Annotated in this window: 12 protein-coding genes; 4 read left to right on the forward strand and 8 right to left on the reverse strand. The window is 42.8% G+C overall.

Annotation, left to right across the window (positions count from 1 at the left end; genetic code table 11):
* Positions 1 to 273: 273 nt before the first annotated feature.
* Entirely contained in the window at positions 274 to 2,052 is a 1,779-nt protein-coding gene (locus AAE02nite_RS12950) for a DUF885 domain-containing protein (protein ID WP_146898168.1), read from the reverse strand.
* A 1,151-nt stretch (positions 2,053 to 3,203) separates the two neighbouring features.
* On the opposite strand from AAE02nite_RS12950, the gene AAE02nite_RS12955 reads away from it, so the two are divergent.
* Both AAE02nite_RS12955 and AAE02nite_RS12960 read left to right on the forward strand, forming a co-directional pair.
* Positions 3,204 to 5,720, forward strand: coding sequence for an Ig-like domain-containing protein (locus AAE02nite_RS12955; protein ID WP_146898169.1), 2,517 nt, complete (start codon positions 3,204 to 3,206; stop codon positions 5,718 to 5,720).
* Positions 5,721 to 6,314: 594 nt separating this feature from the next.
* Complete coding sequence (locus AAE02nite_RS12960; RefSeq protein ID WP_146898170.1) at positions 6,315 to 7,472, forward strand: acyltransferase family protein; 1,158 nt, start codon at positions 6,315 to 6,317, stop codon at positions 7,470 to 7,472.
* A 388-nt stretch (positions 7,473 to 7,860) separates the two neighbouring features.
* Here the strand turns inward: AAE02nite_RS12960 and AAE02nite_RS12965 are convergent, their stop codons facing one another.
* The gene (locus AAE02nite_RS12965) at positions 7,861 to 8,781 is read right to left on the reverse strand and encodes an alpha/beta hydrolase family protein (protein WP_218033493.1); all 921 of its coding nucleotides are present in this window, start codon (positions 8,779 to 8,781) and stop codon (positions 7,861 to 7,863) included.
* 600 nt (positions 8,782 to 9,381) lie between these two features.
* Here AAE02nite_RS12965 and AAE02nite_RS12970 point away from each other — a divergent pair.
* On the forward strand, positions 9,382 to 9,618 hold the full coding sequence (locus AAE02nite_RS12970) for a hypothetical protein (RefSeq protein WP_146898171.1): 237 nt from the start codon (positions 9,382 to 9,384) through the stop codon (positions 9,616 to 9,618).
* 193 nt (positions 9,619 to 9,811) lie between these two features.
* On the opposite strand, the gene AAE02nite_RS12975 is transcribed toward AAE02nite_RS12970, so the two are convergent.
* A complete protein-coding gene (locus tag AAE02nite_RS12975) occupies positions 9,812 to 10,579 on the reverse strand; it encodes an MBL fold metallo-hydrolase (RefSeq protein ID WP_246151016.1) in 768 nt (255 codons plus the stop codon).
* 386 nt (positions 10,580 to 10,965) lie between these two features.
* Between AAE02nite_RS12975 and AAE02nite_RS12980 the strand changes: the two genes are divergently transcribed.
* A complete protein-coding gene (locus tag AAE02nite_RS12980) occupies positions 10,966 to 11,676 on the forward strand; it encodes an endonuclease III domain-containing protein (RefSeq protein WP_146898172.1) in 711 nt (236 codons plus the stop codon).
* A gap of 197 nt (positions 11,677 to 11,873) precedes the next feature.
* Here AAE02nite_RS12980 and AAE02nite_RS12985 read toward each other — a convergent pair whose 3' ends face one another.
* The 5 genes from AAE02nite_RS12985 to AAE02nite_RS13005 form a co-directional block, all read right to left on the reverse strand.
* On the reverse strand, positions 11,874 to 12,302 hold the full coding sequence (locus tag AAE02nite_RS12985) for a PH domain-containing protein (RefSeq protein WP_146898173.1): 429 nt from the start codon (positions 12,300 to 12,302) through the stop codon (positions 11,874 to 11,876).
* A gap of 10 nt (positions 12,303 to 12,312) precedes the next feature.
* Entirely contained in the window at positions 12,313 to 13,239 is a 927-nt protein-coding gene (locus tag AAE02nite_RS12990) for a polysaccharide deacetylase family protein (RefSeq protein ID WP_146898174.1), read from the reverse strand.
* Between the two features lie 189 nt (positions 13,240 to 13,428).
* Entirely contained in the window at positions 13,429 to 14,406 is a 978-nt protein-coding gene (locus tag AAE02nite_RS12995; protein ID WP_146898175.1) for a Kelch repeat-containing protein, read from the reverse strand.
* 190 nt (positions 14,407 to 14,596) lie between these two features.
* Entirely contained in the window at positions 14,597 to 15,340 is a 744-nt protein-coding gene (locus AAE02nite_RS13000) for a LytR/AlgR family response regulator transcription factor (RefSeq protein ID WP_146898176.1), read from the reverse strand.
* On the reverse strand, positions 15,334 to 16,374 hold the full coding sequence (locus AAE02nite_RS13005; RefSeq protein ID WP_218033494.1) for a sensor histidine kinase: 1,041 nt from the start codon (positions 16,372 to 16,374) through the stop codon (positions 15,334 to 15,336). Before AAE02nite_RS13005 ends, AAE02nite_RS13000 begins: the two co-directional genes overlap by 7 nt.
* Positions 16,375 to 16,452: the final 78 nt, after the last annotated feature.

Consider the following 16,452-nt stretch of genomic DNA (forward strand, 5'->3'; position numbering starts at 1 on the left):
ATATTCTACTTATTCTGTTGTACATTATTTGTTTATAGGAATAAAGCAGATATTTAGCCGCTTCTTTGCAAATTCCAGGTTACTTGCTGCTCTTCTTTATGTCACTTATTATCTGATGATAATATATGCTGTTTTAAAAGGGCCTTTCCACCTTAAGCTGTTTGCAAGCTGTAACGGATTGCTCTAAAAATTTTGGTGTTAACTTGTATGATAGCATATAAAAGTTCGTATTATCAAAAAGGGCATGGTTGTAAAGAAACAAACAACTAAAATTTATTTCTTTTGCCGCTTCGCCCACTCATCCATTTTTTGTTCCAGTATGTCCAGGGGCATTCTGCCATCTTTTAACACTTCGTCATGAAAGGCGGCCAGCGTAAAAGCCTGCCCTAATTGCTTTGTATATTTCTTTCTTAGTTCCTGCAGTTTCAGTTCCCCTATCTTGTAAGCCAGGGCCTGGCCCGGCACAGCCATGTATCGTTCAATTTCCGACGTAGCGAATTGCTCCGAAATGGGTCCATTTTCCAGCATATAGGTAATCGCCTTTTCTCTGGTCCAGCCCTTGGTATGCAGACCCGGGTCCACTACCAGCCGGATGGCCCGGTGGATTTCATCTCCCAGAGCGGCTATCTGCTGATAAGGGTCCGTATACAATCCTAATTCTTTCCCTAAACTTTCACTATACAATCCCCAGCCTTCGCCATAAGCAACAAAACTGCTAAAGCGTCTAAAATCTGGTAAGCTTTTATTTTCCCGCTGCAACATTACCTGGTAATGATGACCCGGAATGGCTTCATGAATAAAAAGGCTTTCCCGGGCATAACTTTCTTTCGTAGCATCTACAATCGGAACGTAAAAAATACCGGGGCGGCTCCCATCAGCTAAACCAGGATTATATTGCGCCGCAGCGGAGGCAGCCCGGAAGGCCTCGGTTTGCCGTATTTCAAAAGGAGTTTTGGGCGTTTGCCGAAACATTTTGGACAGATTAGGGTCAATCTTTTGCTGGATAGCCCGGTAAGCCGTTAATACTTCTTCCGGGGTTTTATAGGGGAAGAATTTTGGGTCGGTGCGCAGGTGTTCAAAAAAGGCTTTTAAATCACCTTTAAAGCCCACGGAGTTTTTTACTTTCTCCATCTCGGCTCGGATCCTTTTCACTTCCGCCAGACCGGTGTTATACACTTCATCTGCCGTTTTATTCGTAGTGGTCATTACCCGTATTTGGTAATTGTACCAGGCCGCGCCACCGGGTAAATCGCTTAAACCACTGGTGGTTCTGGCTTTGGGCAGATATTCGGTTTGTAAAAAAGCATGGAGCTTTTTATAAGCCGGCACGAGCTGCTCGTTAATTAGCTTTACATAAGCCGTCGTGAGTTGCTGCTTTTCGGCAGCACTGAAATCTTGAGGTAAATTAGTAATAGGGCTATAAAATATACTTTTAGCCGCATCAGCCGCGACAAAACTCTCCATCTGCGGAATCATCTTGGTCACCACTGTTTTTGGTAGCACGATGCCTTCGGCCATCCCTTTTCTAAAATATACAATGGCACTGTCGGCCCAGGCAGAAAAAGCGGTAGCCCGGCTAATCCAGTTATGATAATCCTTTATGCTTCTAAAAGGTTGAATTGATGTCCCACTACCCAATTGAGCAAAGTTTAAGGGAACGCTCCAGATAAATTGGTTAAAGGGCATGCGGTTATCCTTTTGCATCAACCCTTCTGCATTCATGTTAAGGCTCCATTTAAAGATATCATAGCTAAGCCGATCACTTTCACTCAGGTCCGCTCTTTTGAATTTGGACAACGCGGTTAGATAATGAGTATTAAAGGCTTTAAGTTTAATCCGATAACTATCGGTGAATTCGGCGGTTAATAAATCATTATAGCGGTTGTCGCCCCGGAAGGTGGCCAGGATAGGAAAGAGCTTTAATTCTTCTTCATAATAAGAGTCAAATAATTTATCCAGTTCTTTATTATTTACTTTTTCGGTTGTTTGCGCCCGTATAGCAGGGCAACCGAAAAGATATAGAACCAGGAGCATTAGGGAGAGCTGTTTCATATTAGTACTGTTATTCTGAAATCTACATAATAAATTCAATATTTATATTAACTATTTTATTAAAAGGGCCACCGCTCCAAAACTGCACCTAAAAAGAAAAGGTTTGGTTCTTCTTTGAAAAAAGGAGGGTTGATGAATTTGCAGCGGCATTTTGCAGCAGTTGAGGATTGTAGGGTACCCGGGCGTTGCTGACACCTGCTAAATTATGTTCTAATTTTAATATTGTGTGGTGTGCTGGCAGATTGTTCGGACTAGGAAGAGATAGTGGATTAAGGGAAAGACAAAGAAGATTTTCTTCGAAATGAGTTGGGGCTTAAGCTGGCCAACGGCATTCCTTCCCAAGATACGCTTGTATAAAAAGGAAATGATTACCAAAAATGAAAGAGGAAGGTATACCTCTCTATTGTTCCTTCCCGAAAGTTAGCCCTAAGCCCACCGTAATTTTCGCTTAACCGGACAGCGCTTATAGGTTTGAAACTAGCAGCTTATTAAACCAGATTATGTAATGCAAGGTTTTGTTTTATAATAAGATAGGCTAAACATAACACTTATAGTTATGTAGCGGCTTCGGGTTTAATATTTTACTTCAATTATTAAGTTTGTTCAATTTTCCTTCTTTATTGTCAGCAATTACTCCTGTCTCAAAAGAAAACCAATTTCTTGCCTTGGCTTTTATAAGAATAAGATGGTTAACGGGTAGCGGTAGTTAATGACTGCAACTTTTACTAAATGCTGTTTACAACTAAAAAACCTCTTTATATCCTAAATTGATTATTACTGCAACGAAATAGGGGTTGGTATTACGGCTAACCTGTTTTATGACAAAGTAATCCTTCCTAATAATAGAAATAGGGTGCAATAATAATTTTTACTCTAAAGTTAATCTTGTATTTTAATAGATAATAATATTAATTTAACAAGTATATAGGAGTATAGAAGAAGGCTAATTGTTGTGTGTAAAGCAAGAATAATGCAAATGCCTTATTAAGTTTTTTGCTTGGCTTATTTTGTAAAATAGAACCTGAATATTAAAATAGGTTCATCTTTTAGAAAAATCTATCCTATCTTTAAGAGAAATTCTTATTTTAATTGTCTAAGCTAATAGATAATTATAGAATGCATTATACCAATATATTTGAAAAATTATACTTATGAGATTAAAAGCATGCCTTATCATTATTCTTTTACAGATAATCTTAGGACTTCAAGCACAAGCTCAAAAACGTATCATGACCTTGGGCAACTCCATTACCCAATCTAACAGCAGTTACAAAAGCTATCGTTATCCTCTCTGGAAAAAGCTGGTTGATGCCAGGATGAGTTTTGATTTGGTGGGATCCATGCGTGGCCATCACTTGGGCAACCCTGCCTGGCCAACCCATAACGGCTTGTCCTTCGACCAGGACCACGAGGGACACTGGGGTTGGCGGGCAGATGAAATTGTTAATGGCAGGAGCGGTTTAGGCAAGCTTTCAGACTGGTTACAAGGTTATACGCCAGATATTGTACTGTTGCATTTGGGAACCAATGATTTATACCAAGGACAAGGCGTTTCTTCTACATTGGCGGACATCCGCCAGGTGGTTGGAATTATTCGGGCAAAGAACCCCAAAGTAGTGGTGCTGCTGGCCAAACTAATTCCAGTCGCTTCGCTTCACCAGGGGAAAGCAGCCATAGAGGCTTATAACCTCCAGGTGCCGGGGCTGGCCCAGGAATTGCACCGGTTAGAGTCACCGGTTATTCTGGTGGATCAATTCAGCGGCTACAATGCAAGCCTGGATAACTACGATGGAATGCACCCCAACGCCCACGGAGAAGAAAAAATGGCAACCAAATGGTTTCAGGCCTTACAGCCTTTTTTTAATTCCTCCTCCTGTCCGCAGGCGCCTCTGGTTACTTCTAAATCCCATTGCGGACCTGGAAGTGTTACGCTTTCGGCTTCCGGTGCATCTTCAACTGGCTCTTACCGGTGGTATACGAGCAGTTCGGGGGGAACACCTATCTCCAATTTAACTTCAGCTACCTATACCACCCCCGTGCTTACGGCTACCACCACCTATTATGTATCGGTGGTTAATAATGGTTGTGAGAGTCCCCGGGTGCCGGTAGTAGCTACTATCCATCCTAAACCGGCTGTTGTGGTTACGGCCAGTGCTCAAACCATTACGGCGGGTGGTTCTACCACTTTAACGGCTTCCGGCGCGAACACTTACTCCTGGTCGCCGGCTACGGGTTTAAGTAGTGTAAACGGAACTTCTGTTACTGCCAAACCAAGCAGCACTACTACTTATACGGTTACCGGGGCAGGTGCCAATGGTTGTACCAGTATTGCTACAATTACTATTACGGTAAATAATACCGGTTTGCAAAGCCAAACCATCACCTTTCCGTCTATTCAGAATAAGATTTACGGCGATGCCCCTTTTAACTTAAATGCTACTTCCAGTTCAGGTTTACATGTATCCTATAATATTGTATCTGGGCCGGCTACTGTTTCCGGCAAAACCTTAACTATAACCGGCCCTGGAACAGTTTCGGTTCGTGCTTATCATCCGGGGAATGACCAGTATTCAGCGGCTACTCCGGTCGTACAAAGTTTTAGTATAACAACTTCTGCTAAGCACAACCAGACTATCACCTTTGCCCCAATTCATTCCAAAACTTACGGGGAGGCCCCCTTTACCATTAGCGCCACTACTACCTCTGGTCTGCCGGTAAGTTTTAGTATTTTATCCGGCCCGGCTACTGTATATGGTAACACCATAACTTTAACCGGTGTGGGAGTAGTAACCGTAAAGGCCTTCCAGGCAGGAAATAACTACTTCAATTCGGCGTCAGCCCAAAGTAGTTTTAATGTTCAAAGTGCCGGGACCACCTATTCCGGTTGCAGTTTAGCCCTTACCAGTAGCGTTACCCAGGCGGAATCGTGGTACGGTATGTGGGGAGCAGCTACGGGAGCGGGAGCTATCGATTTATCTGTTACCCACGGTACAGCCCCATTTACCTATAAATGGAGTAACGGCTCTACTTCCCAGGATTTAGTTGCAGTAGCACCAGGTCAGTTTGCCGTAACCGTTACCGATGCGAAGGGCTGCACCGCAAAAACTACGGTATACGTAGGCCGCAAAAATGACCCACTGCGTTTATCAGCTTCCCACCTTAATGCTTCCTCTACCTCCAGCCGGGATGCTTCAATAAATATAAGTGTACTTGGAGGAATAGGGCCCTATAACTACCGCTGGAATAATGGCGCTACTACGGAAGACTTAACCGGTATAGCCGCCGGTCAGTACACAATAACTGTTACCGATGCTTTTGGCCAGAAAGCTAGTATGGCAGTTAATATTCTAGCACCAGGTATAGCGCTGGCTACAACTAAAAAGCCGGTTCAATTAGAAGAGCAAGTAATAAAAGATACTGGTTTAACGGTTTATCCAAATCCTGCCAAAGGCAAGGTAACGGCTACCTTTAGCTTGAAAGCGGCTGGTACTTATAGCCTGGAGTTGTATGATGTACGGGGAATGAAAGTGAAAACAATCTCCTCCGGACAATCCTCTGGTAGTAAATCCTTAGAGGTAGATTTGTCTGGATATACCACAGGTGTTTATTTCTTTAAATTAACAACCGACATAGGGGTATCTTCCAGCAGAGTGCTAATTGAGCGCTAGGTTTAGGAAATATTTTGTTAACGATGTAGCTTAAACGCGAGATATCCCGAATTAAGTACTGGGAAGAAACCACAAAAAAGCGCCCTAAGATTATTTCTGGGGCGCTTTTTTATTCTTGTACCTATACTTGCCAGTAAGGCCTTCCAGGTGGTTGCTATTGGGCTTCCTGCCAAAAAGCTAATCTTCTGAATCCTTATTCCCGCCGCAGTACGCTTATAAGCCTAAGAAACAATTATTAAGAAGGCCGTTTTGCAGCAAAAGAGGAAATTATTAATCGGCAGCTTATTATGCAGGATAACTTTATTTATAAAAGGTCCTCTTAAAGCAAAACCCTGTTTATTAGGATGTATGCGTGGTATAGCTGTTATAAAAGTATGCTGAATCAGGAAAATATTTCAACCTTTTAAAATTTTAATCGTTAAATCTTTGGTATATACATAATATATATAATATATTTAATTAATTTGTATCATGTACAAGTTTAACTTCTTACGGATTGTTAGATAAAATAAAATTTTTCCAGGATGATTTTAATTGGCCTGAATTTATTTTTAATAACTTAAATCCGTATTTTTATTATTTACCAGCAGTTTAATGAATATTATTTATACCAGAAATCATGTAAAAGCTTTAGATGGCCTACGTGGTATTGCTGTAATATTAGTGGTACTGTACCACTGCTTTAATTTCAATAGCCTTCATATAATTACAAAAATAGGTTGGATAGGGGTAGATTTATTTTTTGTGTTATCTGGTTTCTTAATAACCGGTATTTTGCTCGATACAAAGCATGAGGAAAACTCTTTCCGGAATTTTATTGGCCGGCGGACCTTACGCATATTTCCCTTATATTATTTTATCATTTTTCTTTTTTTTCTATTTACCAGGCTTACCTCTATTCCCCATTTCGAATTATTAATGGATAATCAGATTTATTTCTGGACCTATACGCAAAATCTGTTCTTCGCCATAGAAGGCTGGCCCAAAGGCAGCGAACATTTAAACCACTTCTGGTCCTTGGCCATTGAAGAACAATTTTATTTATTCTGGCCGGCCTTAATTCTAACGGTTAATCAAAAAAATGTGCTGCGGGTTTCCTTCTTTTTAATTCTAATCTGTATTGTTTTACGTAACCTGATACCGCTTTATCCCTTTTCGTATGTATTTACTTTAACCCGAATGGATGGCCTACTAGCGGGAGGAATTCTGGCTATTTTAATCAGAGAAAATGTCAGGCTGTTGGAGAGAATAATACCAGCCTTATTGGCAATTTCCTTTCTGGCTATTCTGTCTATTTATTTGTTTACGCATAGCTTTGCCGATAATAACCCCTTATTTATTAAAATAGGCTATACGCTATTTGATGTATTCTTTGGCTCAATTATAATTATTCTCTTTAGTACTGGTAAATTTGGCACTAGTTTAAGGCATAATCTGGAACGTAAGTTTTTATTATTTTTCGGGAAGTATTCTTACGGAATTTACGTTTATCACTGGATATTATTCTGCTTTCTTAATCCACGGCTTCTAAACTTTTATAGTAAATTAAAGATTCCATTCATAGACCCTCAAATTCTGGCTGCCTTAACCTGTACTCTTTTAGCAATTGGGGTTAGTTATTTAAGTTATAACTTATTCGAAAAACAGTTTCTGAAACTTAAAAAATATTTTTCCTATTCTAAAGAAGTTACAATGCCTGCCGTTGCTACTGCTTCAATCGGCGATTCCGTACTTCAGTCATATGAAAAGTAAGAAAGCCTGGGCTATTGACCCGCTGCTTAATTTTGGTATGATCTGGTTTATTCATTCCACTGTTAGTCTTGTTTGAGGTTTGGGTAGTCCTAAAATAGACTGCCCAAAGCATTTTAGAAAAGCGCTAATAAGGAGGGCAAAAAAGACCTGGCAGCATCAGGTCTTTTTTGTTGAACTTCCATCTTAAATATTCATTTCAAAAAAACAGCCTGTAATTATTGAATTCTGAGATGAGTATAGCAGACTTTACAATTAGTAACTGATAAGCCTAGCTTAACCAGGCTCGTTCAAGATTGGGTATTCTGCGTTATTGCTAAACCAAGGTATTCCTTTAAAAATAGCCATTTGCTTTTCACCTCCCGCAATGAATCCGTTGAAGTTACTATTTTTAGGGCATGTTCTTTTTTTCAATGCGCCAGTTTGGGTTTTGAGCAAGGCCTGCCGGTTCCCCGGTGAACATCTTGCCGGCCTTACGGTCGCCTTTCAGTTGCCATTGGTACCAGGCGGTGGCCACCTTGGCAAATTCACCGCCGTGCGGCTGGCTGTAAGTGCCGCCATGTCCCACATCCATATTAGCCATGAAAACCGGTACATGATTAATTCTTTTGTAATCGTCCATGCCGTTGTTATAAGCAATGTCCTTTTCTCCACCTAGCATATAGAGCGTGGGTGTATGTATTTTGGAAAGATTTTCTTTCGTCAGGTTCGGCATGGCACTCCTCCCATTACCGGGCGTATTAAAAATGCCACTATTACAAACTACCACAGTGCTCACCCGCGGATCCGAAGCCACTTCTAAGGTTTGCAAACCACCGCAAGACATGCCACTTACCGCTATCTTCTTCACATCAATTCTATGGTAATACGGACTTTTTTTGTTTCCATTCTGCGCTATTGCCCAATCAATGGCATCAATAAGCTGCGAAGAGGTTGATTTTCCGCCGCCTTTTTCCCCTTCCTGCGGCATTGGACCGATAGCCACCACTAAAAAACCGTGCGAAGAAACCTCGGACAAAAAATTAACATGTTCCCAGGGAGAATTGGCACAAGCCCCGTTACCCCAGACAATTATTGGTAGTTTTTTGTTTTTTCCAAATGCACTTAGGTCTTTCGGACGGAAGACAGTATGGGTTGGCAATGTACTTTCAGCTAGCATAATGGCACTATAGGAACCGGTTCCACCATCTTCTACTACCCTGGCATTGGCTTGCACCGATGTGGCCGGTTGCTGAGCAGATAATGGTAGTGCTTTTATAGCTACAAGCAGGATTATGGCCAATAAGGTAGATACAGTTTGCTTTTTAAGCATACAATTCGTATTTAAAGTTAGCGCGATTAAATATAAGAATCCTGCCCATTTTATTATACAACTTAATAAATTCGGACACCCATTTAGTAAATATTCTTTCCGTTGAAGATAGTGGTTTAAAAGTAATAGTGTTTATTTTTTGTTTTCGATAGTTGAACATGGGGCGCCAGTGCAAATGATTAATGACCTTTAAGGGGCAACATCTCATGCAAACCATTGCTCCGGCAGCAAACTAACCCAAACCCGGCACCTATTTAACTTATAGCAATTTCAGGCCTATAAGGAGTAACTTCGATAGTATTCAGCTATTTTTAATAATTAGCCCTCTAAGCTAAGAAGGATACTAAATTCCCTTCTGATGCGTTGGTTATAGAGCGAGTTTATAAAAGGTAAGCCGCTTTAACAAAGTATCTTTAAAATATCCAACTGCACTATTCTTCTAAAGGTAATCAGAAAGGTATGCTGGTGAAGAATTCAGAAAAGACCACCAAGTTTATTTATTGCTTAGACAAAGCATGAGCCTTAAATCCTACTATTGAGAGAATGCTGTGGCAAAGAAAATTTTTATGGATGCTATGTTAGCTGATAAATTACAGAAATATGAAATATACAATATTCTTTGCCCTATTGATTCTCGCGGTATCTTCGTGTGATACCATTACAACGGCTGCTACTGATGCCGCCAAAGATGTTGCCAATACTGAGTTTGAACGTCATACGGGTATTGATTCAGTATCAACCAGGGTTGGATCACTGGATACGCTTAACGTAGAAGGTGTTATTAAACGTGAAGTGGGTCGTGAAGTACAAAAACAGGTAGATAATATTTTTCGTTAATAAATTGAATGATAATTCATGATAGTTCTGGTTAAGGTGTAAGCGTGAGGTGTGTTGAAAACAACGGAAAGTTAATTGGTGAACTTGCAAGGAGAAAATAGACAATAGGTCGAACGGCCCTTGTCTGTTTAGTTAAAGATTGTTGCATCTGTGCTGGGGTAATTCGACAGAGGATACATTCTTCGCTTACGGGCTACCCGGGAAAAATAAGATTGGGTTGGTTGGCCACTAGCGGAATGGTGTTCTCCTGCGGATTTTCGGTGGGGTTGCAGTGATAACCAAATATTTTAAATTGTGATTGATAAGGCTGCAGCATGGTGTAGTGGGCGTGCCCTTTGTTTTGAGAGTCAAACGTGATATCGTGGAAAACGGTAGTAGGGCAGGCGGGTAGCGTTTGCAGGTGCTTAAACAAAAAATCGGTTTGACCTAAATCCCCGGAATAAACCAGGCGTTCATTTTCTTCTTCAAAGATAAAACTATACGTTTGAAATCCTTCCGAATGCAAACCAAAAGTATCCAGTGCCGAGATACCGCTAATATCTTCCAAAGGTGCAAAATCTACGTATTTGGCTGTATCTTTTAACTGAATAACCAAAAATTCTTCCAGTTGCTTTTTAAACTTTTCGGACTGGTACAGGATGGTAAATTTCCGGCCATGTTGGTAAAAATATTTATGCAGTAAAATATTAGCCAAACTGCCGCTGTGATCGTTGTGCAGGTGCGTGATCAGAATATAGTCAATCTTAAATAATAAATTTAGCGCCAGCAAGCGGGGATAAACGGTAAAGCCCGCATCAATTAAAAAGTTTTTGTTATTAAAATTCAGGATAGCCGCCGAATTAAAATATTGCGGCTCAAAAGCGCCGCCGGTACCAATAAATTTAATTTCCATCTGAATGGGTTTGATTTTTCTGGATGAACGTAAATATTTGCCGGAAGATACGGCGGTCTGATTTGTCATTTATTTGCTGAAATTAGGCTGGATAGGCACCTCATCCCCCAACCCATTCTCCTCTGGGAGAAGGGGAGCTCCGGTAACGCTTCTTTTAACGCAAACGCTTTTAACAGCAGAAGAAATATTGTAATGTCATGTATTATAAGAGCTCTGCAATAAATTAGCCGATGCAGTAAATTCCTTTAAAACAATTTGCACATTTATTTCTGCCATCTGAGTACCAGAATTCTTTATTCATTTCATTTATAAGCTTCCTTAAGAAATAAAACAACATTATTCCAAGAACTGAAAGATTAATCAAAGTCCCTCTCCTTTTTCAGGATAGGGATTTAGGGTGATGTACCCACGAACCAATGTTTGCCTGGTTCGTTATTTAGGTTAAAATAAATTTTATGGCACCAGAAATAACAGCGGCCGCTAGCCCGGCGGAAAAGACCTGGCAAACGCATCTGATTCTGAATAACTTTTATGGTGAACTCGATCTGCGCAAACCCCGGCGCGACGCGATGCACGAACTTATTTCGACCATGCTTTCGCACCGGACCACCCACGCAAACGAAGAAAAGGCGTATTACCGGATGCGCGAACTGTACCCCACCTGGCCCGAAGTAATAACTGCTCCCGTAGAAGATTTGACCAAAGCCTTCGAAACAGCCCAGTATCCCGGCCCTAAAGCTGTAAATATTCAGAAAGCCTTAAAACTTATCCAGGAAAAAAGCCCGGATTTTTCGCTTCTTTTTTTAGAAGAAATGCCCGTAGAAGAAGCAATGGCCTGGCTGATGAGTTTGCCCGGTGTCGGTCTGAAAACAGCTACGCTGGTGTTGTTGTTTAATTTTCATAAGCCGGTGCTGCCCGTCGATACGCATGTTTTCCGGGTAAGCCAGCGGGTAGGCTTGATTGGGGCCAAAGTAACCGCCGAAAAAGCGCATACGATATTGCTGGAAATGCTGCCACCGGAAGCCCCGGTTTTGTTTAATTTCCATAAGCACCTGTATTGGCATGGCCAACGTATCTGCACCTGGAAAGCACCAAAATGCGAGGATTGCCCACTGCAGATATTATGTAATTACTACCACGAAGTGCGGCTGAAAGGACTGGGCTGAGAAAAAGTCTATACCGCTTAAATATGGATAGCCCGATGTAATGGAAAATTTGAATATATCCGGTGAAACGTATACTGTAAAGGTTAAATGCATTGCTTTGTGCGGATGTTATCTACTGCCTAAAACCAACAGCAAGTAAGGTGGCTTCTTTAATTCGGCTTCGTATAATTATAGGACGATAACAGCCTTTTTAGCGGCTATTGTAGAATTTTCACCGCGGGGTTAAGTTGTTTTATAGTGGCGTAAAATTCCTCTTTATCCTCGTCTTTTAAAGAAATCAGCACATCGTCGTAAGTATTATACTTTATTTTCTGGCGGTCGAAAGATAGTGCTGGGGAAGAAATTAAATTCCTGGAATTTTGAATACTACGGATGCGGTTAAGATCAACTCTTTGCTTGTACAAAAAGCCACAGGTAATTAGTAATTGATTATCCCGGATTTCGTAGCGGGTATTCCGATAAATAGACAAAGGCACTAAGCCCGTTAGCAACACAATGGCCAAACCAACCCACTGCCTTTGTACCAGCAACATTATTAAAGGTGCCGCAAATGCCACCAAAATAAAAATCAACAATCCCCAGCTTATTTTAGAATAATATATCCGGTTATAGCCTGGGGCACTCATCGCATAATATTTATTTAAAGCGTTCTACCATGCTGTTGTGCAAGATACGCGGGCTCCAGAAACCGCTGGCAATGGTCCGGCGGATGGTAAAAAGCGGCTCCTCCGGGTCGCGTTTGGTAGATAATTGAAAAGCCGCGGTAAAACCACGTTTTTTCAGCTCCGGAATAGCGGCAGGATTCCAGAGGCCAAACGGGTACGCGAAATATTTAACCGGCTTGCCCGTAATGGCTTCCAATTGTTTAGTAGGTTTATCTATTTGCGTTACCCAATCTTGGTCTTTTAGTTTTTTAACGTTCTGGTGATCCCAGGTATGCGAACCAATAACGTGACCAGCATCGGCTAACTCTTTTACCTGGGCGCGGGTCATGTAACGGGGCCGCCCTAATGAAACCGTCATAATAAAAAAGACGCCTTTAAAACCGTATCGCTCCATTTCCGGCGCGGCTACGGCATATTGGTCCAGGGCTGTATCATCGAAGGTGAGCATAACGGGCTTGGGTGGCAGCGGGGCGCCAGTGGCCAAATAAGCGTAAAGCTGATCCGGCAAAATAGTTTGGTACCCGCTGTCGGCGAGCATCTTTAACTGCGCCCGAAAAGTTTCTTCCGGCATAATATAATCTTTAGCCGATTTGGAATCGCGGCTGGTCCAGTTCCGGATTTGGTGATAGCACAAAACAGGTACTTGCTTGCGGGCCGAAATAGTAGCAGCGTTGGCTATGGTTGCTTCGGGGACATTTGTAGGAGCCGGTTCTGGCTTAATAACAACACTGGCTGGTTTAACCTCTGAAACCGGTTTAGCTATGGGAACTGTTTGCTGCTCAGCCGTACTATTTTCGGCCCGCCGACCAGTTTCTGAACAACTTAAAGAGATAAAGGCAAAGAGACTTAATTGTAAATAAGGATTAAACAGCCAGGTCCGGCCAAGGGTAAGCTTCATGTATTTTTAAGAAAATCGGGTTAGGTAATGGTTGCTTTTGCCGGCAAAAACAACGCGGCATATTTTCCGGAATTACGAAAAAAAAAGGGCAGTCCGCAAGGATTGCCCGCTAAAATTTATATGCTTTTTTAAAATTTGGAAGTACCGTAAAAAGAAAAAAACAAAGCTGTTCCCGGAAGAAATGAAATATTATTCCAGTACTTCCATGGTGTTCAGTTCGGGGCCACCACCCTGGTTAGCTGAGCCCGCCGCTGTGTAAACTTTGTTTTTATAAACCACCGCACCGGTTCCGTGCCGTCCGGTTTGCAAAGGCGTCAGCGTGCTCCACGTTTGGGTTTTCACATCAAAGGCTTCGGTTTGATTATGGGCTAGCTTCTGCGGGCTTTCACCACCAATAATTATTATTTTGCTACCTAAAGCTACCGCCGAGTTGCCGGCCCGCTGCGTAGGAATATTCTGCGCCGCTGGTAAGGTGCGCCATTTATTACTTTTAAAATCATAAATATCTACTTCCGGAACCGTCAGGTCTAAAACTTTACCAATTTTAGCGGTAGATAGGCGGCCACCGGCTACCACCATTTGCCCGTTGGCTACGGCCACCGATACGTGATCGCGGGCCCGCGGCGCTTCGGGTAAAATCCGCCATTTATCTGTAGCCGGGTCATATTCATCAAACCAGGTTACGTGGCCATCCCAGTGTCCATCGGTAATGCCCCCCACCAGGTATATTTTATTTCCATAAACAGTAGTGCCCGCTGAGCCGCGCCGTCTGTTTTCCGGAATTTCGGCGCCGGCCCGCCATTTGTTTTGCTGCGGGTTAAAAATATAAATGCGCGGAATAGGCGTTTCGTGCGGATATTTGCCGGTGAGGGCACCCAGTACATAAATTTCGTTTTTAAAGGTAATCGCCTGAAAGTGGTGCATTTCCAGCGGCGCTTCGGCCATCTTCTCCCAGCTTTGCTTTTTCAGATCGTAAGCCTCTACAAATAATTTATTACGGCCACCCAGCAAAAACAATTTATCGCCTACCTGGGCAAAAGCATTTTCGTGGCGCGGTACGGGTTCGTTGGTGCCGGTTACCATTCGCCACTGCATGGCATTTTTGGCATAAAAACCAACCAGCAAAAAGGTAAAAAATAAAGAGGCCAGTAAAATTGGTTTTTTCATAAAGAAAAGAATATTTAGAATCAGAAGGTACGTTAAACCGGACCAAAGTTAATATACTTCTTTCATTTAAAGGCAAGCATCCGCATAATTCAGAAAAGGATGTAAGCTGAATAATAGTTATTTACACGCAAAGGTAAATTCCGCAGCCATGACCTAACCTGGCTGGAAGCACGCTGCCATACAAAACCTTTTATAAACCGAGTACCTGCTTCAGTTTGGCGTAACCCGACCGGCTTACCGGCACCTTGGCGCCATTCTTTAAAATAGCAACGTGCGAGTCTTTCTCGTAAGGTTCGATGCGGGTAATCTGGCCGATTTGCAGCATGTAGGACCGGTGCACCCGGATAAATTTTTTCGGGTCGAGGCTATTTTCAAAGTAACTCATGGTTTTGCTTTTCAGGAAAGCGCCGTCCGGGGTATAAACCTTAATGTAATCATCGTCGGCTTCCAGAAATAAAATATCGGGTTCCGGTATAATCCGGATTTTAGTACCAATTTTTACCACAATGCGATCCTGCCGGTCGGGGGCGGTGGAAGCGGTCTGGAGCAGGGCCTGGGTATTTTTGATTAGCTCGGCCTGATCTTTCTGCTGCTGCCATTTCTCGACGGCTTTGTTAAACCGTTCCTGGCTAAAGGGCTTTAGTAAATAGTCGATGGCGTGGGCTTCAAAAGCTTTTATGGCAAACTCGTCGAAGGCAGTGGTAAAAATAACGGCCGGGGGCTGATCCAATAATTCCAGCATCTCGAAACCGTTTATTTTGGGCATCTGCACATCCAGAAATATTAAATCGGGCTGGTGCTGGGTTACGGCTTTCAAACCTTCAAAGCCATCGTTGCATTCCTCTACAATCTGAATATGGGGGAAGGCTTCTAAATATTCCCGCACCAGTGAGCGGGCCAAAGGTTCGTCATCGATTAAAATTGTTTTCATAATAACTGGGGAATTTTTACAAGGGTTGTATAAATGGCATTATCGGCGTGGGTTTGTAATAAATCGGTGCGGGCAAAAAGCAGGTACAGGCGCCGCTGTACCCCGCTCAGGCCAAAGCCGGTGCCTTGCCGGGGTACAGCGGTTTGTGGGTCGTACGGGTTCTGCACGCTTATTTCCAGCATTTCGGCCCGGCAACGGGCCTCTATCCGAATGGTTACGCCGTCGGTAGTGTCGTACAGACCAAATTTGATGGCGTTTTCAACGAGCGGCTGCAGCAACATGGGGGGCAGGCGCAACGGACCACATTCCGGCTCGGCATCAATTTCGGTGCTCAGCCGGTGCCCGAAACGTACTTTTTCTATTTCTAAATAAAGCCGTAAATGCTCTAATTCTTCGTTTAAACTCACCCATTGGTGTTCTTCGCGTTTGAGCGTGCCCCGCAAAAAGTCGGAAAGCTGCAGCACCATGCGGCGGGCTTCCTGGGGCCGGCTGCCAATTAAAGCATTAACCGAGTTGAGGCTGTTAAACAAAAAGTGGGGTTGCAATTGCTGATGCAGTTTAAATAATTCGGCTTCGCGGGCTAACTTTTCGGCATCGGCCTGCCGTTGTTCGCTTTGTTTCTGGTCTTGCTGGCTATACCACAACACACTCAGCATTACCATCCAGCCAATGGTTAAAAAGCCAATCCCAAAACGTACCGGCAACGATTTATTCAGGAATTGTTCGTACGAAGGCTCAGTTTCTATTACCAAAGGCAGGAGCCATTGTAACACCAGGAGCCACACCCCACTCAGCAGCAAACACCAGATACCAAAATAAAGCAAACGGGCCTGGCCGGGCCGGTAATATTGCAGGTTGCTGCTGATAAACCAGCACGCTGCCCCCAGCAAGGCATTGCTCATCAGGCTGTCGAGAATTGCCGTTTCATAGGATAAATTAAACCAGTAAAGCACCGCCGAATGCAGCAGCGCCCAGGCGAGCCAGCCCCCTAAAAAGTACACGCGAAACCGAAGAAGAGCAAAAGGTGAATTAGCCAAGACTAAAAAATTTTATTCCGCTTTAAAGAAGTAGCCGGCCCATTGCGCCAGCTATTTTTTAGGGTAAGTAAATTATAT

Origin of the sequence: Adhaeribacter aerolatus (assembly GCF_007991635.1) — a bacterium.
Taxonomy (GTDB): domain Bacteria; phylum Bacteroidota; class Bacteroidia; order Cytophagales; family Hymenobacteraceae; genus Adhaeribacter; species Adhaeribacter aerolatus.

Coding starts and splice junctions, on each gene's coding strand:
- AAE02nite_RS12950 (WP_146898168.1), bottom strand. CDS start 2,052: ATGAAACAGCTCTCCCTAATGCTCCTGGTTCTATATCTTTTCGGTTGC.
- AAE02nite_RS12955 (WP_146898169.1), top strand. CDS start 3,204: ATGAGATTAAAAGCATGCCTTATCATTATTCTTTTACAGATAATCTTA.
- AAE02nite_RS12960 (WP_146898170.1), top strand. CDS start 6,315: ATGAATATTATTTATACCAGAAATCATGTAAAAGCTTTAGATGGCCTA.
- AAE02nite_RS12965 (WP_218033493.1), bottom strand. CDS start 8,781: ATGCTTAAAAAGCAAACTGTATCTACCTTATTGGCCATAATCCTGCTT.
- AAE02nite_RS12970 (WP_146898171.1), top strand. CDS start 9,382: ATGAAATATACAATATTCTTTGCCCTATTGATTCTCGCGGTATCTTCG.
- AAE02nite_RS12975 (WP_246151016.1), bottom strand. CDS start 10,579: ATGACAAATCAGACCGCCGTATCTTCCGGCAAATATTTACGTTCATCC.
- AAE02nite_RS12980 (WP_146898172.1), top strand. CDS start 10,966: ATGGCACCAGAAATAACAGCGGCCGCTAGCCCGGCGGAAAAGACCTGG.
- AAE02nite_RS12985 (WP_146898173.1), bottom strand. CDS start 12,302: ATGAGTGCCCCAGGCTATAACCGGATATATTATTCTAAAATAAGCTGG.
- AAE02nite_RS12990 (WP_146898174.1), bottom strand. CDS start 13,239: ATGAAGCTTACCCTTGGCCGGACCTGGCTGTTTAATCCTTATTTACAA.
- AAE02nite_RS12995 (WP_146898175.1), bottom strand. CDS start 14,406: ATGAAAAAACCAATTTTACTGGCCTCTTTATTTTTTACCTTTTTGCTG.